Raw genomic sequence first — 18,772 nt, forward strand, 5'->3', positions numbered from 1 at the left:
GCGACACGCGCGCACCCGGTCCCATGCCTGTCGCTAGAAGTTGTGCCGCACCCCCACCATCGCAGCGGTCGTTGCCATGCCCGGCGCGACGGGCTGTCCGTAGGCAATCGTCTGCGTCATCGTGCCTTTGTTGTTGACGTGGCCGACTTCGCCATACACCATCGTTCGCTTCGACAGGCTGTACTCCGCACCCGCCGCGATCTCGGTCGACTTGTTGGCCGAATTGTTCCTGTCCTTCAGATAATAGACACCGCCCGTCACCCTCAGCGCAGGCGTGAAGCGATAGCCCAGGCCCGCGGTGTACATGTCGAGGTTCACCTGGTTCGAGCGCGCCGGGTTCTTCCCGTTGCTGTACGACGCCGACAGCGTGAAGTCGTGGAACGTGTAGAGCGCGCCGAGATAGACGAAGCGGTTGTTGGCGAGTCCGGTCGGGGTCGAGTTCGGTGCGGGGTTGGTGTCGTGGCCGTTGTAATAGGCAGCCGAAAGCCTGAGCCCGTAGTTCGAATACTTCAGTACGGCCGACTCGCGCGTGCCGCCCTGAAAGCTTCCTGCAACGCCGCCCGGCGCGTATTCGAGCTGTGCCTTCACGCCGGCGAAGCTCGGCGATTCATAGACGATCGCGTTGCTGTCGTACAGCGCGCCGAGCGGGCCGTTGGTGCTCGTGCCGGTCCAGCCGGCCGCCTGGTTCATGCCGAGCCACGACGTCAGGATGCTGCCGAACCAGCGGCCGCCGCGCGCGTCGGTTTCGGCCATCGCGATCGCCATCGGCGCGATCTGGCGTCCCGCGTTGACCGAACCGAACGGCCCCGCCACGCCCACGCTCGCGATCTGGTTGAACGCCGCCGTGACACCCGGCGTATCCGAGAGGCCGGCGCGGCCGTTGCCGGTATCGAAGGTGCCCTGCAGCCTGAAGTTCACGCGGTAGCCGCCGCCGAGGTCTTCCGTTCCGGTGATGCCCCAGTTGCTCGAATAGATGCCGGCGTCCTTGAAGCGATAGAGCTTGCCGAGGTTGCGTGCCGACGGGTTGAAGGATGCCGCCGCGGTGCTTTGATACATGAAGCCTGCATCGAGCACGCCGTACAGCGTCACCGACGATTGCGCCTGCGCCGTGCTGCCGAACGCAGCGGCCGCTGACGCGGCCAGCCATTTCAATTTCATTTCGTCTCCTGCTCTTATGGGTGCCATCGGGGTCGGATAACCGTCGACGGCTGCTTCACGCGCCAGCTCCGTGCGACCGCGCGCCCGTCTGCGCCGTGGCAGACGGGCGTGAACGCGGTTCGCGCGGGCTGGTGCGGGTCTCCTCTTTGCATCGGTGCCGCGCATCCGGCGCTGCTGGACTTCGCCAGCTTGTGCGTGCGCGGACTCGGGCAACGACGCGATATCAATGCGTGCGCGCTGCAAAGCGCGCCGCCTCGTTTGCTTTTTCTGACGCGGCGCTCAGGCAGCGACGGCTTCGCGATCGACGCGTGCCGTCGTCTCCGTGTGCGTGCGGTACGCAATCAGGTCGCGGATCGTGACGATGGGCAGGCCGTGCAGACGCGCGAACGCCGCGAGTTGCGGCAGGCGCGCCATGCTGCCGTCGTCGTTGACGATTTCCGCGAGCACGCCGCCTTCACGCAGCCCTGCGAGCCGGCACAGGTCCACCGCGGCTTCGGTGTGCCCCGGGCGGCGCAGCACGCCATCCGCCACCGCGCGCAGCGGAAACAGATGGCCGGGCCGGTTGAAGTCGTCGGCGTGCGCCTGCGGATCGACGAGCGCGCGAACCGTCGTTGCGCGATCCGCCGCCGATATGCCCGTCGTCGTGCCGTGCCGGTAGTCCACCGATACGGTGAACGCGGTCTGCATCGAGTCGTGGCCGCCGGGCACCATCAGCGGCAGCCGCAGCGCGTCGAGCCGCGCGCCGGGCAGCGCCACGCACAGCACGCCGCTCGTGTAGCGGACCATGAAGGCGATTGCCTCGGGCGTCGCCATTTCGGCGGCCATGATGAGGTCGCCTTCGTTTTCGCGGTCCTCGTCGTCCACCACCACCACGAGCGCGCCTTGCGCCATCGCGGCGAGCGCGTCTTCGATCCGGTCGATTGAGATAGCGTCGTGCACTGCCATGTCTGTTATTCCTGATTGCCTTGATCCGGACCCTTGCCGGGCCGGCGTGATGAATCGTGTTCGCTTATGCGTCGGGATTGCGCTCGAAGCAGACGGCGCCATCGGCGAGCGGCACCCACGGCTGCGCCGAGCATCGCCAGATATGGACGTTCGGCTGCACCCAGGAGGGGTCGTCGAGCGTGCCCGCCTTCAGCGCGACCACACCCGGATGCGCTTGCACCTCCGAATAGACCGGCGACCCGCAATTGCTGCAGAAATGGCGCTTCACGGCGAGCCCGCTGTCGCCGACGTCGTCGTATGTCGCGAGCGTCTTCGCCGCGACGCTGAAGCCCGCCGCGGGCACGACCACATTGGTCGAGAAGGCGCTTCCCGATTGCTTCTGGCAGTGGCTGCAATGGCACACCGCGCTCATCACCGGCGCCTGCGCGCTTTCGTAGCGCACGCCGCCGCACAGGCAGCCGCCCTTGATCTCGTTCATGTCTTTGTCCTCTGGATGCGTTGTCTGCGAGCCCGTGCGGTCCCGCACGGGCCGCACGGCCGTGGACCGCTGCCGCGTCAGGCGACGCAGTCCAGCACGTTCGCGTACTCGCGCCGCAGGTCCACCTTCTGCACCTTGCCGGTCGCGCCGAGCGGCAGGGTGTCGAGGAAAATCACCTCGTCCGGCAGCCACCACTTCGCCACCTTGTCCGCGAGATAGGCGACGATGCCGGCCTTGTCCACGTCCTGTCCGGGCTTCTTCACCACGAACATCACGGGCCGCTCGTCCCACTTCGGATGCCGCGCGCCGATCACGGCCGCCATCAGCACCGCCGGATGGCCGGCGGCCGCGTTCTCCAGATCGATCGAGCTGATCCACTCACCGCCCGACTTGATGACGTCCTTCACGCGATCGGTGATCTGCATGTAGCCGTCGGCGTCGATCGTGGCGATGTCGCCGGTGGGGAACCAGCCGTTGCGCAGCGCCGGCGCCTCGCCCTTGAAGTACGCCCCGGCGATCCATGGTCCGCGCACTTCCAGCTCGCCCGCGGACTTGCCGTCGCGCGGCCGCTCGTTGCCGTCGGCGTCGACGACGCGCATTTCGACCCCGTACACCGCCCGCCCCTGCTTCGCGCGCTGCGCGCACTGCTCGTCGATGGTCGCGGCGCCATGCTTCGGCAGCAGGCACCCCTGGGTGCCGAGCGGACTTGTCTCCGTCATGCCCCACGCGTGCCGCACCTCGACACCGAAGCGCTGCGTCCACGTGTGGATCTGCGCCTGCGGCATCGCCGAGCCGCCGACCACGGTGCGCTTCATCGTCGTCGGCACGAGGCCGTGCTGCTCCATGTATTGCGCGAGCGAAAGCCAGATGGTCGGCACGCCCGCGCTGCACGTCACGCGCTCGTCCTCCATCAGCTGAAAGAGGCTCGCGCCGTCGAGCTTCGGCCCCGGCAGCACGAGCTTGCAGCCGTTCATCGCCGCGGCGTAGGGAATGCCCCACGCGTTCACATGGAACATCGGCACGACGGGCAGCACGCAGTCGTGGGCGGAAAGCGAAAGCGTGTCCGGCACGCTGAGCGCGAAGCTGTGCAGGACGGTCGAGCGGTGCGAGTACAGCACGCCCTTCGGGTTCCCCGTCGTGCCCGACGTGTAGCAGAGCGTGCTTGCCGTGCGTTCGTCGAACTCGGGCCACGCGAAGTCGTCGTCCGACGCGGCGAGCAGGTCCTCGTAGCAAATGAGGCCCGGAACGCGGCTCTCCTTCGGCATGTCCTCCGGGCCGCCGAGCAGCACGAAGTGGCGAAGCGCCGGACAATGCCCCGCGCCCGCCTCCACGAGCGGCAGGAACGTGGCGTCGAACATCAGCACCTCGTCTTCCGCATGATTGAGGATGTAGGCGAGCTGCTCCGGATGCAGGCGCGGGTTGCACGTGTGCAGCACGGCGCCGCTGCCGGACACCGCGAAGTACGCTTCCAGATGCCGGTGGTTGTTCCAGGCGAGCGTCGCGACGCGGCCGCCGTGCGCCACGCCGAGCCGCGTAAGCGCCTTGGCGAGACGGCGCGCGCGCGACGCGGCAGCGCGGTAGGTGTAGCGAAAGAGCGCGCCGCCTGTTTCGCGCGACACGATCTCAGTCGCCCCGAACTGCCGCTCCGCGTGCTCCAGCAGCGACGAGACGAGCAGGGGCCGATCCATCATCGATCCAAACATGGCATGTGTTCCTTTGTTGCAGTCGATTCGCGTATTCACTCGGCCGGCATTTGCACGGCCTTGTATTCGAGGTATTCCTCAAGGCCGTACTTGCCGAACTCGCGCCCGTTGCCGGACTGCTTGTAGCCGCCGAACGGCGCAAGCAGGTTGAACGGCGCGCCGTTGATGTCCACCCGGCCGGTGCGCAGGCGTCGCGCGACGCGTTTCGCGCGCTCGGCATCGGACGACCACACCGCTCCGCTCAGCCCGTAGATCGAGTCGTTGGCGATGCGCACGGCGTCGTCCTCGTCCTCGTAGGCGAGCATGACGAGCACCGGGCCGAAGATCTCTTCGCGCGCGATCGTCATGTCCGGCGTGACGCCGGCGAAGACCGTCGGCCGCACGAAGAAGCCGTGCGTGAGACCGGCGGGCGCGTCGGGACCGCCCGTCACGAGTTCCGCGCCCTCTTCGATGCCCTGGCGGATGTAGTCCCGCACCCGCGCCCGCTGGAGCGCCGAGATGACCGGGCCGATCGTGTTCTGTTCGTCGAGCGGATTGCCCACCTTCATGCCGCCGACCGCCTGCGCGGCGATCGCCCTGGCTTCGGCCATGCGGCCCCTCGGCACCAGCAGGCGCGTGTGGGCGAAGCAGGTCTGCCCGTTGTTCAGGTAGCACGCCGCTATCGCGCCGCGCACGGCGCTCGCGAAATCGGCGTCGTCCAGGATGATCGCGGCCGACTTTCCGCCCAGTTCGAGGGCGACGCGCTTGATCGTGCGCGCGCCCAGCTCGCCGACGCGGCGGCCCGCCGCCGTCGAGCCCGTGAAAGAGATCATGTCGACCTGCGGGTGCGACGCCAGCGCCTCGCCGACCACCTGCCCCACGCCCGGCACCATGTTGAACACGCCCGGCGGCAGGCCGGCTTCGTGGATCACTTCGGCGAGCAGATAGGCCGTGAGCGGCGCGACTTCCGACGGCTTGAGCACGACGGTGCACCCCGCCGCGAGCGCCGGCGCCACCTTGGCCGCGATCAGCGTGAGCGGATAGTTCCACGGCGTGATGCAGGCCACCACGCCGACGGGCTCGCGCAGCACCTCGGAATGGCCCACGTGCTCCGTGAAGGCGAATTCGCCGAGCAGTTGCGCCGCGACCGCGAAATGAGCGACCGGCGCGCCCGCCTGCGCATACTGCGACCAGGCGATCGGCGTGCCGACTTCCGCGCTGATGAGTTGCGCCGCTTCGGCCGCGCGCGCTTCGAGGCCCCCCGCGATCTTTGCGATCCATTCGGCGCGCTGCAGCGGGCTGGTTTGCGACCAGCCGTCGAAGGCCGCGCGCGCGGCGCGCACGGCCCGGTCAGCGTCGCCCGCGTCACCGAGCGGCACGCGCCCGATCACGTCTTCCGTCGTGGCGTTGATCACGTCGGCGTGATCGCGTCCGCTCGGCTCGATCCACTGTCCGTTGATATAAACGTGCTTGTAGTTCTTCATTGGTTTTTCCTTTTTGATTGAGTCTGTCTATCGATATGTCGATGATCCGGCGCGCGAGTCGTTGCCGACCCGCGAGCCATGCACTCGGGGAGTTTCAGTACGGTCCCGCCGGTTTCAGTGGACGACCGCGCTCGCTTTCGCCGTGACGGGTTCCGACGCGGGCGCGCGCCCGGGCCGCCAGTCGGCGGCGTTCTTCAGGGTGTCGCGATAGGACGCGAAGCCGGACCGGAAGAGCACGCAGGCAATGGCTCCGAACACGAGGCACACGATGCCGATCGAGCGCCCGATTGCCATCGGATTGCGCAGCACGTAGTCGGTCAGGAGCCCGACCAGGACCGGGCCGCACCCTGCCCCGAGCAGATTCAGGACGCCCGTGTACAGCGCCGCGAACTGGCCGCGCATCGGGCCGGGCGAAAGCTCCTGGATCGCGGCCGGCCCGGTGCCGCCGAACAGGAAGAAGGAAAAGCACGACGCCAGCGCCACGAAGACCAGCGCCAGATTCGCGCTCGGCATGCTTACGATGCCGATGGCCGACAGGGCGAGGCCCGCGCTCCCCACGAATGCCACACGCAGGTATCCGTGAGCGACCCCGCGACGCTTCCAGTAGCCGCCGAGCCACCCCCCCATCAACGCACCCAACGGGCCGACGAACGCGAGCAGGAGGCCGAGCGCCTTGCCGATCTGCGAGTATTTCCAGCCGAACTCGCGGACGAAATACGTCGGAGCCCAGGCGGACCAGCCGTAGACGCAGGTGTAGAAGAATCCGGCGCCGAGCATCAGCGCGACCATCGTTCTGCGGTTCTCCGCGATGTAGCGCCTGACCGTCGAAACAGGCACGCTCGCGGCCACCTCCCTCCTGGCGCCAGCGTGCTGCTCGGCGTCGGACGACCCGCGGCGCGCGTGTCTCGGCTCCGCCACCAGCAGCATGAACAACGCGACGATGACGCCCGGCAACCCCAGGGCCACGAACGTGGCCTGCCACGGCAGGAGGGTGCCGAATCCGGGCAGCGTGGGCGGCGCGAGGGTGAATATGCCGAGGATCAGACCGCCGGCGATCAGCCCGGCTCCCGAGCCGAACGGGGCGCTCGCGCCGAACACGTTCATCGCGCGGCCACGCTGGTTGGCGGCGAAGAGGTCCGCGATCAGCGAAACGGCGCCCGGCAGCAGCACCGCCTCTCCGATCGCCACGCCGATGCGCGCGAGGAGCAGGTGCCAGTATTCGGTCGCGAGGCCGCCGGCAGCGGTGGCGAGGCTCCACATCGCGATGCCGATGGCGATGACGAGCCGCCGGTCGCCGCGATCGATGATGCGCGCGATGGGCAGGCCCATCAGCGCGTAGAACGCCGCGAACGTGAAACCGTGCAGCATGCCCATCAGCGTGTCGTTGACATGCAGCGTCTGCTGAATCGGGCCGACCAGCAGCGTGAGAATCTGCCGGTCCATGATCGAAAAAACATAGGCGACGAGGAGCACGCCGACCGCGTACCAGGCGCGTCCCGCGCTGACGGCAGGCGGCTCGGCATGCCCCTCGTGGGCCGGTCCCTTCGATTGATTGTCTTCTGCTCTCATGCTTGTCTCCCCCGGAAAAGGGTCGCCTGTGTGTTTTTGTCGGCGACCGCTCGGGTCATTGTTCGGCCGCCCGGCCGGATGCGGCGGACGGCGGCTTCGTGTCGGATGCGGCAGGCCGCGCTCGGGTCGCGTTTCAGGTCGCGTGCGTCGTGACGGCGTCCCGCCACAGGCTCTGGCCGCGCCAGAAATGGTCCCTTTGCCAGTGATCGGGCAGCGCCGCCGCCGTCGACCGGATCACGCGCTTGAGCAACAGCGTCATGACCTGCGCTTCGCGGTAGTCGAGGTTCTCCTCGGCGTCGCTCTGCGCCGCCTTCGCGATCGCCAGCAGCTCGATGGCATAGCGGCGCCCGGCGCCGGTGAACTGCACGACGGCGTCCTTGCTGCCGTGCCGGTCGAGCGAAACCAGCCCGCGCTCGACCAGCATGCCGATATCTTCTTCGGTCACTCGCGAGCCGGAAATCGAAACGAGCTGATCCAGCTCCGCGATCGTCCGGCCGTCGCCCATGCTGAGGACGGTGAGAACGTTGTAGTCGATGTCGCGCAGGCCCTGACTGGCCAGGTTCTTCCTGACGGGCATCAGCAACTGATAGTAGGCGCGGGCCAGCAGGAAGCCGAGCCAGCCGTCGCCGAAGCTCGAACCGGCGTCGGCCGTATCGTCCGATTTTTTCATCACGAACCCATAGTTCCCGCCGTGGAACGCAAGCGGCGGCCGGTTGAAACTGTCGAAGTTCAGGACTTCGCCCACGAAAATGACGTGGTCGCCGCCTTCGTACCGGTGAACCACGCGACATTCGAACCGCGCGGAACAGCCGTCGAGCAGCGGCACGCCGCCGTGGCCGCGCGCGAGCGCGCAGCCCGCGAACTTGTCGGTGCCGCTCTTCGCGAAACGGTTGGACATGCTTTCCTGATCGGCGGCCAGGATATGCACCGCGAAGTGTTCCGCGGCGGCAAAGACCGGCAGGCTGGTCGATTTTTTGCCGAGGCTCCAGAGCACCATCGGCGGGTCCATCGAGACCGAATTGAAGCTGTTCGCCGTCAGGCCGTAGTCCTTGCCGTCGCCGCCGTTCGTGGTGACCACCGTGACGCCCGTGGTGAATGCCCCAAGGGCCTTGCGAAACTGCATGGCATCGATTGCCGTAGTCATGTTTTGTCTCCTTCATGCCCCGGCCGATTCATTATTTTGATCTTGCCGGCCGGGGTATTTGTGTCTTTGTGTGTTAACGCATCAGGAGGGGCATCACCAGCCGGCCGAAACGCTCGGCCTCTTCGTGATGCGGATAGCCGGAGAGGCAGAAGCCACTGCAGCCCACTTCGATGAACTCGCGCAACTGCGCCGCGACCTGCTGCGGATTGCCGACCACCGCGACGCCCGCGCCCGGACGCACTTCGGTGATGCCGGTCCACAGGTGAGGCGTCATCATGCTGCCGGCCGTCTGCGACAATTCCCGCTGACGCTGGTTGGCGACGGAATTCATCTGCATGGACTTGACCTGCTCCTTCCACTCCTGCGCGCCCGCCACGAGCCGGTGCGCCGCGTCCCAGGCCTCGTCTTCGGTTTCGCGGCACACGATCTGCAGACGCATCGCGAAGCGCAGTTCATTCTCGCGGCCGTACTTGGCAGCGCGTGCGCGCATCTCCTTGATCTGTTCGCCGATGCGCTCGGGGTAGTCGCCCCAGAAGAGGTGCACGGCCGAGTGCCGCGCGGAAATCTCGGCGGCCTGCTCAGAGCCGCCGCCGAGGAAGAAAGGCGGATACGGACGCTGCACGGGCTTCGGAACGATGGCGGGCTTGTCGACGTGAAAGTACTTGCCGGAGAACTGCGCCTGCTCCTCGGACAGCAGCTTCTTGATGATGACGACTTCCTCTTCGAGCTGCGCGTAGCGCTCCTCCTTCGAAACCAGTTGCCCTTCGGCCATCGCGTCCTTCTCGCTGAGGCCGGCGATCAGGTTCACGTAGATGCGCCCCTGCGAAAGCTGATCGAACGTCGAGATCATCTTGGCCTGCGCGACCGGATGAATGAAGCCCGGCTTCACTGCGACCAGCGCCTTCAGCTTCGTCGTGCGGCTGACGAGAAACGACGCCGTGACCCACGCGTCCCAGCATATCGGCGTGACCGGGACCAGTATGTAGTCGAAGCCGGCCTTCTCCGCCGCCACGGCAACGCGCTCGAAATGCTCCATGGATTGAGGAATGGTGCTGGCGGGGTCGCCGAATGCGGTCGTGTCGCCGAGAGTCGGGCAAAACCAGCCCATCGAAAGCGGTACTGCACTGCTCATGTTCGTCTCCTTTGTGGTGCAACGTTTTTTATATATCAACAGGAGTAGTCCTATAAGTAAAATGAAGTGTTCTCATCCGACCCATGCACGGGATTTATGCGTAACGAGGCAGCCCGGACGGACGCGGGAGACGGAAGATCGGACGGGAAAACAGAAGGCGCGGGGCGCGCGGAAGCGAGGAGGGAAAGAAGGACGCGACGGATCAGTCGGCCGATACGACAGCGCGGATTTGCGCGAGCAGCCACGCGTGCGCAGGATCGGCATCGAAGCGCTTGTGCCACGAAATGAACAGCGGTGAAGCGTCGAAATCGATCGGCAGTTCGTGCACGCTCAGATCGAACAGATCGGCGAACATTCCGGCCATGCGGGTCGGAAAATTGCAGATATAGCCGGTACGGGCGGCCACCATCGGCATCGCCATGAAGCTCTGCACCACCGCGCCGATCTGCCGCTGCAAGCCGCGCTGCGCAAGCACCTGGTCGATGATGGTTCCCTGACGCTCCGGCATCCTGATCACGACGTGCGGCCGCTTCACGTAGAGCGCGAGCGGAAAGCGCTTCCTGGTCAGGTTCTCGCGCTTCCAGATGAGCGTGGAGAGATCGATCTTCGCGAGCGTCTCGTTGTGGATCGCCAGGCCCTTGAGCGGCGTACCGCCGATCACGAAATCCAGTTCCCCCGATTCCAGGCGCTGACAGGCAAGCCCTTCATCCGGCACGGCCCCGAGCCGGACGATGATGCCGGGCGCCTGCTGCGCGATCTGCTCGACGAGCCGCGGGACGATCGAAAACTCCACGAGGTCGCCCGCCGCGATATTGCACTCGCGCCGGGCAAGCGACGGAACGAACGTCTCTTCGTCCAGAAGCGCCTCTTCGATCTTCCCGAGCGCTTCGCGCACCGGCGCGATCAGCGTCTCGCAGCGCGAGGTCGGCACGAGGCCCCCTTTGGCGCTCACGAACAGCTCGTCGCCGAGCGCGTCGCGCAGGCGCCGCAGCGCGTGGCTCACGGCAGGCTGTGTCAAGGCCAGACGCTCACTTGCGCGGGTCACGCTGCGCGTCTCCCAGAGCATCACGAAGACCGCCAGCAGGTTCAGGTCGAACGTCTTGACATTAATCTTGTGCATGTCACCGATGATATCAGTTCATTTTACTTATAAGACTAATCCTGTTGACATGTCGCGCTAAACGACAAACACGGAGACACAACCCATGACGACGTCACTTCTCACAGCGCGATCGGCCGCGCAACAGGATACCGGGCCCGCCACCGAAATCCCAGCTTACCGCCTCGCCACGCTGCACGAGTTCGTCGGGCGCGAACTCGGCGTGTCGGACTGGATGCCCGTCGACCAGGCGCGCATCGACGCGTTCGCGCACTGCACCGGCGACCACCAGTGGATCCATGTCGATGTCGAGCGCGCGCGCCGCGAGAGCCCGTACGGCGGCACGATCGCGCACGGCTATCTGACGCTGTCGCTCGTGGCGGCGCTGTCGATGCAGGCGGGACTCATGCCCGCCGACGCCCGGACCGGCGTGAACTACGGGCTCGACAAGGTGCGCTTCATCGCGCCGGTGCGCGCCGGCGCGCGTGTTCGCAACCGCGTGACGCTGGTCGCCGCCGAGCCGAAGGGCGACGGCCGCGTGCTGGTAACGACGGAAAACCGGCTCGAGATAGACGGCGAAGCGCGCCCGGCGCTGATCGCCGAAGCCCTCGCGATGCTCGTCGCCTGATGAACCCCACGAGGAGATTGCAATGACCACCCCGACCGACGCCGGCACACGGCAACCCGGCGCACCCGATGATGTCGCGGCCCGCGCCGCCGAAGGCATGCTCGGGCCCAACCCGTTCATCGGATTGCGTACGCAGGATGTTTTCACGGCCGCCGGACAGGTCGGCGTGCAGGCGCTCCGGCAGCCCGCGCTGATGTTCGGCGAAGACGGCGTGCTCGCCCGCATGCTGAGCCTCGCGTGGTCCGGCGTGGCGCCTGCGACGCTCGCCGGAGCCGACAAGCGCTTCGCCGATCCGGCATGGCGCGACAATCCGCTGTACCGCCTCTCGCTGCAGGGCTACCTCGCGTGGCGAAACGCGCTGGCGGACCTCGTCGACCGCTCGGCTCTGGACGACAGGAGCAAGGAGCGCGCGCAATTCGTGACGTCGCTCGTCACCGACGCCCTCGCGCCGACCAACACCCTCGCAGGCAATCCGGCCGCGCTCAGGAGGATGCTCGAATCCGGCGGTGCAAGCCTCGTCTGCGGACTGAGCAACGCGCTCTCGGACACGCTCACGAACCAGTGCATGCCCGCCCAGGTCGACAAGCGCGCGTTCGAGGTCGGCCGGAATCTCGCGACGTCGCCGGGCGCCGTCGTGTTCAGCAACGAGGTGCTGGAGCTCATCCAGTACACGCCCGCCACCGCCGATGTTCACGCGCGCCCGCACCTGATCGTCCCGCCGCAGATCAACAAGTTCTACGTCTTCGACCTCTGCGAAGGAAAGAGCATCGTCGAGTATCTGGTGCGAAGCGAGTTCCAGGTGTTCACCGTGAGCTGGCGCAATCCGACCGCGGCCCAGCGCGACTGGGATCTGGATACCTACGTCGCCGCGCTGATCGAGGCGATCGACGCGGTGCGTGAGATCACCGGCAGCGCCGACGTGAACCTGCATGGCGCCTGCTCCGGCGCGATGACGATTGCGGCGCTGCTCGGCCACCTCGCAAGCCGCGGCGAAAGCGCGGTGCATTCCGCCACGCTGATGGTGGCAGTGCTCGACAACACCGTCGATTCGCAGATCGGCCTTTTCGCCACGCCGCCGACGATCTCCGCGGCCAAGCAGGGCAGCGCGGCCAGGGGCGTGCTGGAAGGCTCGGAGATGGGCCGCGTGTTCGCCTGGATGCGCCCCAACGATCTGGTGTGGAACTACTGGGTCAACAACTATCTGATGGGCAACGCGCCGCCGGCCTTCGACGTCCTCTACTGGAACAGCGATACCACGCGCCTGCCCGCCCGGCTGCACGCGCAGTTGCTCGATATCTTCACGCAGAACCTCTTCAGCCGGCCTCGCGAGCTGAGCATTCTCGGAACGCCGGTCGATCTCTCGGAGGTCACGTGCGACAAGTACGTGGTGGCGGGCGTCACGGATCACATCACGCCGTGGAAGGGCGTCTTCAACACCGCGCGCGCGTTCGGCGGCAAGACCGAGTTCGTGCTGAGTTCGAGCGGCCATATCCAGAGCCTGATCAATCCGCCCGGCAACCGCAGGGCGAAGTTCTTCGTCAATCCGGAACTGTGCGCCGATCCCGACGCATGGCTCGCCGGCGCGCAGAGCGTGCCGGACTCATGGTGGAGCCACTGGCGCGAGTGGCTCGCCGAGCGTTCCGGCGACAAGCAGAGCGCGCCCGCGTCGCTCGGCAGCGAACGGCACCCGGCGGGTGTCGCCGCGCCCGGCCGGTACGTCACCGAAGCGTGACGCCGCGTGCGGCGCCGCGATTGCCGGAAGACCGGCAATCGCGGCGCCCGTCAATCAATCGGAGGATTTCAGGATGACAGAAGCAGAGACCCGCCCCGACGTCGTCAGCAGCCTGAAGACGCGCGTCGTGGATATCGACGGCCAGTTGCTGCGCGTCGGCATCCGGCGCGGCAATGGCGCGACGCCGCCGCTCGTCGTATTCAACGGCATCGGCGCGAACCTCGAACTGGTCGAGCCGTTTGCGGCAGCAATGGAAGACGCGGAAATCGTGGTCTTCGACATCCCGGGTGTCGGCGGCTCGCCCGTGCCGCTCGCGCCCTACCGCTTCTCGACGCTCGCGGCGCTCACCGACAAACTGCTGTCGCGCCTCGGCTACGACGGACCGGTCGACGTGCTCGGCGTATCGTGGGGCGGCGCGCTCGCGCAGCAGTTCGCGCTGCTTCATCCGGCGCGCTGCCGCAGGCTGGTGCTGGCGGCGACGTCGCCGGGCGTCATCATGGTGCCCGCCAAACTGTCCGTGCTTGCGAAGCTGATCGGGCCGCGCCGCTACACCGACCCGGAGTACCTGCAGCGCATCGGCGCAGATCTCTACGGCGGCGCGTACCGGCACGATGCCGGGCTGCTGCGCGAGCACAGCCGGCACATCCAGCCGCCGCGCGGACGCGGCTACGTGTATCAGCTGCTGGCCGCGTGGGGCTGGAGCAGCCTGCCGTGGCTCGGACGCCTGAAGCAGCCGACGCTCGTCATGCACGGCAACGACGACCCGATCGTCCCCCTGACCAACGCGAAGATTCTGGCCGCGCGGATTCCCGATGCGTCGCTGTACGTGATCGACGACGGGCACCTCTTTCTCGTCGCGCGGGCGAACGACGTCGCGCCCGTGGTGCGCCAGTTCCTGCGGGAGGACGCGTCCTGATGTTCGTGCCGGGGGACGGGGAACGCGGCTCGCCGGCCGCATCCGATACCGCGGCCGACGCACGCGCTGCCACGCGCGACGAGGAAAAGCGCGTCGCGCTGCAACGCATGCGCACGACAGCGACCTTCATGCTGGCGATCATGCTCGCGCTGCTGTTCGCGAGCGCCGCGTTCGAGGCGGCCCATCCCTGGCTGCACTGGTGCCGCGCGTTCGCGGAGGCGGCAGCGGTTGGAGCGATCGCCGACTGGTACGCCGTCGTCGCGCTGTTCCGGCGCCCGCTCGGGCTGCGCATCCCGCACACGGCCATCATTGCGCGGAATCAGGAGCGCATCGCCGAGAGCCTCGGCCGTTTCGTCGCGGAGCATTTTCTGACGTCGCGGAACATCGTCGGGAAACTGCGCGGGCACAATGCCGCGAAGTCGCTCGGCGTGTGGCTCGCCGATCCGGGCAACAGCCGGCAGGCCGCGGCGGCCATCGCTGAATCGGTTCCCGCGCTGATCGACGGAATCGAAGACGCGCAGTTTGCGCGAAGCGTGGAACGCGCGGTCCTGCCGCACCTGCGCAGGCTCGACGCGTCCCGTCTTGCCGCCGGCGTGCTGGGCGCCGTAACCGAAAGACGGCGCCACCAGTGGCTGCTGGATCGCGCGCTCGCCGGCATGGAGCGCTGGGTCACGGCAAACGAGGGCCTCCTCAAGGCCAAGTTCAGCGAGGTGTCGAAATACACGCCCGGGCGTCTGGACACCTATATCGTCGACCGGTTTGTCGGAGGCATCGTCGCGCTGCTTCGCGAGGCCGCCGCGAATCCGCATCACGAGCTTCGCCTTCAGTTCGATCGGGCCGTGCAGGACCTGGCCGCGCGCCTGCGCACGTCCGACGACTGCCGCCGGGCCGGCCGCACGCTGATGCGCGATTGCGTCCGCCATGTCAGGAACGAGGGTCATTGCCGCGCGCTATGGGAGCGCACGCGAGCGCGCGTGCTGGCCGACGCAAGCCGCGAGCATTCGATCCTGGCCGACGTGATCGCCGGCGCGCTCGTTTCCCTCGGCAAGGGGCTGGCTGACGACGCCGCGATCCAGCGCCGGCTCAACGCGTGGTGGCTCGGCCTTGCCCGCGCGATGGCCTGCCGCTACCGGCACCACATTCCGGCGCTGATCACCGACGTCGTGAAAGGCTGGAACGCCGAAGACGCCGGGCGGAGGATCGAGGCGGAGATCGGTCGCGACCTGCAGTACATCCGTATCAACGGGACGTGGGTGGGCGGCATCGCGGGCGTCATGCTGCACGCGGCGGCGCTGCTCGTGGCGCGGTGAAGACCCGTCGGGCGGGCCCGGCGCCATCCGGAAGGAAGGCGCGTCGTTCAGCGAGGTGAACGCGGCCCTTGAGTCGCGTGCTCTTCGCTCGCGGCGCGCAGCGAGACGAGCCGCGCGAGGACGATCGCGGGATAAAGCTGGCCGATCAGCGCCTCGATGATGACGAGCGACTTCGCAGCGTGCGCGAGCGGGGTGAGGTCGCCATAGCCGACCGTCGTGAGCGTCACGAAGCTGAAGTAGATCCAGATGGTCGGATCGGCGGGATCGCCGGCGCCGCGCATGCCCGCGTAGGCGTCAGGCACGTGCACGCCGACCAGTTGATACGCATTGGCCCACACGATGCCAATCAGGACGTAAAGCGCGACCGCGCCGAGAATGCGGTCGATCGTCACCACGCCGCCGCTGAATACATTGATGCCGATGACAGCGCCAAGGATGCCGAGCGAAAACGGCACCGACTCGTCGAGCAGTACCGGTGCGCCACCGGTCGGAAAGAGCCATCCGGACCAGCGCAGCAGCATCGCCGCCGCGGCGACGCACAGGATCACCACGAATTGCGAACGATGCTCCGACACCGCCGCCACCCCGCTCAGCAGGATCAGCGAAAGGAGCACATCCCGCGCGAGCCGCGAGAAGACGCCTTCCGGCGCGGCAACGAACGGAACCACGAACACATTGAGCACCAGCAGGATCAGCAGCGCCGCCATGCTGCCGATACGCATGCGCACCGTACGATCACGCCACCATCGCATGCGCCTCATCACCCGACTTTCTCGTCCACCGCGCGCGCCTGTTCGTGGGCGACCGCCTGCTCCAGGTTAAAGAACATTCGCTCGCGGCCCAGCGTCTCGCCGAGCGGGGAGCGCTGCACCATCGCGAGCACGCCGGGGTTCAGTCCCACGAGCCAAAGCGAGACCCCCGCCTGCCGCAACCTCTGCTCGGCCTGGATCAACATCCGCAGCGCGGTGTATTCGATATCGAACACGCCGCCGAAATCGAGCACCACGATTGCGGGCTTCGCCTCGTCGATCAGCGGCCTCATCTTGTGGCTGATGTGTTCGGCATTGGCAAAAAAGATGCGCCCTTCCGGCCGCAGCAGCAACATGCCGGGAAAGGACTCGTCCTCGGGATGCGCCTCAGCCTTCGGGCGGAACACGTTGGTGCCGCGCTTGCGCACCAGAACGTGCACGGGCGGGTCCGAGACCTGGTACGCGAGCGCCGCGAGCGAAACGACGATCGCCACCAGAATGCCGTGCAGCGTGCCGAGCAGCACGACACCGGCGAGCGCCGCGAGTGCCCACACGAATTCCGTGCGGCGCACGCTGTGGATCGCGCGGAACTCCGCCGTATCGAACAACCCCGACGAGTACACGATCACCACCGCGGCCAGTGCCGCATGCGGGATCAGGCCAATGACGGGCGCGAGCAGCAACATACAACCCAGGGCCACGGCGGCCGTGACCAGTGCCGCCACCTGCGTGCGTGCGCCCGCCTGCCGGTTCACCGCGGTCTGGGTCGTTCCGCCGCCGGCGGGCATCGCCCCAAGAAACGCACCGCCGAGGTTGCCGAGACCGGTCGCGAGCAGTTCGCGGTTCGCGGCCGGCGTGGGCTCTCCGCCCTGCACGAAGGCGCGGCCGGCCGCGACGGTCTCCGTGAAACTCATCAGCGCGATGCCCAGCGCCATCGGCCAGAGTTGCCCGGCCAGCGACAGGTCGGGCAGCGTCAGCGAGGGCAATCCGGTCGGAACGTGGCCGACCGTCTGCACGCCATGAGCGGAGAGGCCGAACAGCCCCACGCCGGCCACCGCGCAGGCGATCACGACGAGCGGCGCCGGCACACGCGGCAGGAAGCGCCGCATCGCAAGCAGCGCGCCCACGCACACCGCGCTGAGCGCGACCGTTGTCAGCGACGCGTGCGGGATCCCTTCGCCGATGGCGCGCGCGTTGTGCAGGAACGATCCCTTCGGAAAGTGAATGCCGAGCAGCTTCGGAACCTGATCGGCGATGATGACGATCGCAATGCCCGCCTTGAAACCGGTCAGCACGGGTGCCGAAATGAAGTTGGCCAGAAATCCCAGCCGCAGTACCGCTGCAAGCACGAGCATGCATCCGACCATGGCCGCGAGCGTCGCCGTCGCGGCAAGCAACGCCGCGGGGTTCCCGTCAGGAACCGCATGACCGAGGGCGGCCGCCGCGAGAATGGCGAGGGTCGTCGTGGTGCTGACGCTCAGCGGCCTCGACGTGCCGAGCACGGCATAGATCACCATCGGCACGAACGCCGTGTACAGGCCCGCCTGCACGGGCAATCCGGCGATACTCGCGTACGCGAGCGCATTGGGAATGACCACGGCGGCGGCGGTCAGCCCGGCGGTCGCGTCGGCTCTTGCCCATTGTCTTTCGTAGTGGAACAACCAGTCCAGCACGGGCGGTCCGGCCTTTCGCACAGGGCGGCTGGATGTTTCATCAGACTTGCGCATGGGTCTTCCGGAAAACGACGGCTCCGCCGCACCTGCGGCGGATGATTGAATGCTGACTGAGCCCGGTTGAACTTATGCGGGAGAATGAGCGGTGAAGACCACATGCGCGCGAACCACGGGTCAACCCTTCACGCGCGGCACACCCGAACGCGTCCCGCTGGCGGCACACGAACGGGCGACGGTTCTTCTAGAACTGCTCGGGAACGTACTTGAACGGATAGTTCGGATCGCGATAGTTGCCGGCCTTTTGCCGCTTCGGCAACGATACCTTTTCGCGCGGGATCGACTCGTACGGAATACGGCTCAGCAAGTGACTGATGATATTCAGGCGCGCCCGCCTCTTGTTGTCGGAGCGTGCGACGAACCACGGAGCCAGCTCGGTATCGGTCGCGGCGAACATCTCGTCGCGCGCACGCGAATAGTCGTACCAGCGGCTATACGACTTGAGATCCATGCCTGTCAGCTTCCACGTCTTGCGCTCGTCCGTGATGCGCGCTTCGAGCCTGCGCGTCTGCTCTTCCTCGCTGACCTCGAGCCAGTACTTGATCAGGATGATGCCGGAACCGATCATCGCCCGCTCGATGAGCGGCGTCGATTTCAGGAACGCGTGCGCCTGATCTTCAGTGCAGAAACCCATGACCCGCTCGACCCCTGCGCGGTTGTACCAGCTGCGGTCGAAGATCACCACTTCACCGGCGGCGGGAAAATGCGGCAAATAGCGCTGCACGTACATCTGCGTCTTTTCGCGCTCGGTCGGCGCCGGCAGCGCAACCACGCGAAAGATGCGCGGACTCACGCGTTCGGTGATCGCCTTGATCGTACCGCCCTTGCCCGCGCCGTCACGTCCTTCGAATACGATGCAGACCTTCGCGCCGGTGTGCACGACCCATTGCTGCAGCTTCACCAGTTCGACGTGAAGGCGCGCAAGCTCCTTGTCGTACTCCTTGGCCGAAATCCGGTCCCCTGCTTCGGGACCCTTGTCTTTTGCACTTTTCTTCACATCGACAGCCATGGTTTTA

At 67.0% G+C, this 18,772-nt stretch carries 16 protein-coding genes; 4 read left to right on the forward strand and 12 right to left on the reverse strand.

What is annotated here, in order from left to right; all coding sequences use genetic code 11:
- Positions 1-33: 33 nt before the first annotated feature.
- The 9 genes from BG61_RS04735 to BG61_RS04775 all read right to left on the reverse strand — a co-directional run bounded on the left by BG61_RS04735 (position 34) and on the right by BG61_RS04775 (position 10,712).
- Positions 34-1,158, reverse strand: coding sequence for a porin (locus BG61_RS04735; protein ID WP_035926984.1), 1,125 nt, complete (start codon positions 1,156-1,158; stop codon positions 34-36).
- Positions 1,159-1,437: 279 nt separating this feature from the next.
- Positions 1,438-2,103: a 3,4-dihydroxy-2-butanone-4-phosphate synthase gene (gene ribB / locus BG61_RS04740; protein WP_081867978.1), complete on the reverse strand. Its 666-nt coding sequence runs from the start codon at positions 2,101-2,103 to the stop codon at positions 1,438-1,440.
- A gap of 64 nt (positions 2,104-2,167) precedes the next feature.
- Entirely contained in the window at positions 2,168-2,581 is a 414-nt protein-coding gene (locus BG61_RS04745; RefSeq protein ID WP_035926987.1) for a GFA family protein, read from the reverse strand.
- A gap of 77 nt (positions 2,582-2,658) precedes the next feature.
- The gene (locus BG61_RS04750; RefSeq protein ID WP_035926990.1) at positions 2,659-4,284 is read right to left on the reverse strand and encodes a 3-(methylthio)propionyl-CoA ligase; all 1,626 of its coding nucleotides are present in this window, start codon (positions 4,282-4,284) and stop codon (positions 2,659-2,661) included.
- 35 nt (positions 4,285-4,319) lie between these two features.
- Positions 4,320-5,747, reverse strand: a complete 1,428-nt coding sequence (locus BG61_RS04755) for an aldehyde dehydrogenase family protein (protein WP_035926993.1) — start codon at positions 5,745-5,747, stop codon at positions 4,320-4,322.
- Positions 5,748-5,861: 114 nt separating this feature from the next.
- Entirely contained in the window at positions 5,862-7,316 is a 1,455-nt protein-coding gene (locus BG61_RS04760) for a spinster family MFS transporter (RefSeq protein WP_051672277.1), read from the reverse strand.
- A 133-nt stretch (positions 7,317-7,449) separates the two neighbouring features.
- Positions 7,450-8,460 carry a flavin reductase family protein gene (locus BG61_RS04765; RefSeq protein WP_051672278.1) on the reverse strand — a complete coding sequence of 337 codons (1,011 nt, stop codon included), beginning with the start codon at positions 8,458-8,460 and terminating at the stop codon, positions 7,450-7,452.
- Positions 8,461-8,533: 73 nt separating this feature from the next.
- Entirely contained in the window at positions 8,534-9,592 is a 1,059-nt protein-coding gene (locus BG61_RS04770) for an LLM class flavin-dependent oxidoreductase (RefSeq protein ID WP_035926995.1), read from the reverse strand.
- Between the two features lie 202 nt (positions 9,593-9,794).
- Positions 9,795-10,712: a LysR family transcriptional regulator gene (locus BG61_RS04775; RefSeq protein WP_035926998.1), complete on the reverse strand. Its 918-nt coding sequence runs from the start codon at positions 10,710-10,712 to the stop codon at positions 9,795-9,797.
- An 85-nt stretch (positions 10,713-10,797) separates the two neighbouring features.
- On the opposite strand from BG61_RS04775, the gene BG61_RS04780 reads away from it, so the two are divergent.
- The 4 genes from BG61_RS04780 to BG61_RS04795 all read left to right on the forward strand — a co-directional run bounded on the left by BG61_RS04780 (position 10,798) and on the right by BG61_RS04795 (position 15,277).
- A complete protein-coding gene (locus BG61_RS04780; RefSeq protein ID WP_081867979.1) occupies positions 10,798-11,319 on the forward strand; it encodes a MaoC family dehydratase in 522 nt (173 codons plus the stop codon).
- Between the two features lie 22 nt (positions 11,320-11,341).
- Positions 11,342-13,051 carry an alpha/beta fold hydrolase gene (locus tag BG61_RS04785; RefSeq protein WP_035927001.1) on the forward strand — a complete coding sequence of 570 codons (1,710 nt, stop codon included), beginning with the start codon at positions 11,342-11,344 and terminating at the stop codon, positions 13,049-13,051.
- 73 nt (positions 13,052-13,124) lie between these two features.
- On the forward strand, positions 13,125-13,967 hold the full coding sequence (gene phaZ, locus BG61_RS04790; protein ID WP_035927211.1) for a poly(3-hydroxyalkanoate) depolymerase: 843 nt from the start codon (positions 13,125-13,127) through the stop codon (positions 13,965-13,967).
- The gene (locus BG61_RS04795; protein WP_035927004.1) at positions 13,967-15,277 is read left to right on the forward strand and encodes a DUF445 domain-containing protein; all 1,311 of its coding nucleotides are present in this window, start codon (positions 13,967-13,969) and stop codon (positions 15,275-15,277) included. Before phaZ ends, BG61_RS04795 begins: the two co-directional genes overlap by 1 nt.
- Before the next feature lie 47 nt (positions 15,278-15,324).
- Here the strand turns inward: BG61_RS04795 and BG61_RS04800 are convergent, their stop codons facing one another.
- The 3 genes from BG61_RS04800 to ppk2 form a co-directional block, all read right to left on the reverse strand.
- On the reverse strand, positions 15,325-16,038 hold the full coding sequence (locus tag BG61_RS04800) for a potassium channel family protein (protein ID WP_051672279.1): 714 nt from the start codon (positions 16,036-16,038) through the stop codon (positions 15,325-15,327).
- The gene (locus tag BG61_RS04805) at positions 16,038-17,753 is read right to left on the reverse strand and encodes a SulP family inorganic anion transporter (protein WP_051672280.1); all 1,716 of its coding nucleotides are present in this window, start codon (positions 17,751-17,753) and stop codon (positions 16,038-16,040) included. Before BG61_RS04805 ends, BG61_RS04800 begins: the two co-directional genes overlap by 1 nt.
- A 187-nt stretch (positions 17,754-17,940) precedes the next feature.
- Positions 17,941-18,765 (reverse strand): polyphosphate kinase 2, encoded by an 825-nt coding sequence (ppk2, locus tag BG61_RS04810; protein ID WP_035927010.1) that lies wholly within the window; start codon positions 18,763-18,765, stop codon positions 17,941-17,943.
- Between the last annotated feature and the right edge of the window lie 7 nt (positions 18,766-18,772).

Source organism: Caballeronia glathei (assembly GCF_000698595.1).
GTDB classification, from domain to species: Bacteria; Pseudomonadota; Gammaproteobacteria; order Burkholderiales; family Burkholderiaceae; genus Caballeronia; species Caballeronia glathei.

Bases quoted from the DNA above. Each gene is read 5' to 3' on its own strand.
- BG61_RS04735 (WP_035926984.1), bottom strand. From the start codon at position 1,158: ATGAAATTGAAATGGCTGGCCGCGTCAGCGGCCGCTGCGTTCGGCAGC.
- ribB (WP_081867978.1), bottom strand. From the start codon at position 2,103: ATGGCAGTGCACGACGCTATCTCAATCGACCGGATCGAAGACGCGCTC.
- BG61_RS04745 (WP_035926987.1), bottom strand. From the start codon at position 2,581: ATGAACGAGATCAAGGGCGGCTGCCTGTGCGGCGGCGTGCGCTACGAA.
- BG61_RS04750 (WP_035926990.1), bottom strand. From the start codon at position 4,284: ATGTTTGGATCGATGATGGATCGGCCCCTGCTCGTCTCGTCGCTGCTG.
- BG61_RS04755 (WP_035926993.1), bottom strand. From the start codon at position 5,747: ATGAAGAACTACAAGCACGTTTATATCAACGGACAGTGGATCGAGCCG.
- BG61_RS04760 (WP_051672277.1), bottom strand. From the start codon at position 7,316: ATGAGAGCAGAAGACAATCAATCGAAGGGACCGGCCCACGAGGGGCAT.
- BG61_RS04765 (WP_051672278.1), bottom strand. From the start codon at position 8,460: ATGACTACGGCAATCGATGCCATGCAGTTTCGCAAGGCCCTTGGGGCA.
- BG61_RS04770 (WP_035926995.1), bottom strand. From the start codon at position 9,592: ATGAGCAGTGCAGTACCGCTTTCGATGGGCTGGTTTTGCCCGACTCTC.
- BG61_RS04775 (WP_035926998.1), bottom strand. From the start codon at position 10,712: ATGCACAAGATTAATGTCAAGACGTTCGACCTGAACCTGCTGGCGGTC.
- BG61_RS04780 (WP_081867979.1), top strand. From the start codon at position 10,798: ATGACGACGTCACTTCTCACAGCGCGATCGGCCGCGCAACAGGATACC.
- BG61_RS04785 (WP_035927001.1), top strand. From the start codon at position 11,342: ATGACCACCCCGACCGACGCCGGCACACGGCAACCCGGCGCACCCGAT.
- phaZ (WP_035927211.1), top strand. From the start codon at position 13,125: ATGACAGAAGCAGAGACCCGCCCCGACGTCGTCAGCAGCCTGAAGACG.
- BG61_RS04795 (WP_035927004.1), top strand. From the start codon at position 13,967: ATGTTCGTGCCGGGGGACGGGGAACGCGGCTCGCCGGCCGCATCCGAT.
- BG61_RS04800 (WP_051672279.1), bottom strand. From the start codon at position 16,038: ATGAGGCGCATGCGATGGTGGCGTGATCGTACGGTGCGCATGCGTATC.
- BG61_RS04805 (WP_051672280.1), bottom strand. From the start codon at position 17,753: ATGCGCAAGTCTGATGAAACATCCAGCCGCCCTGTGCGAAAGGCCGGA.
- ppk2 (WP_035927010.1), bottom strand. From the start codon at position 18,765: ATGGCTGTCGATGTGAAGAAAAGTGCAAAAGACAAGGGTCCCGAAGCA.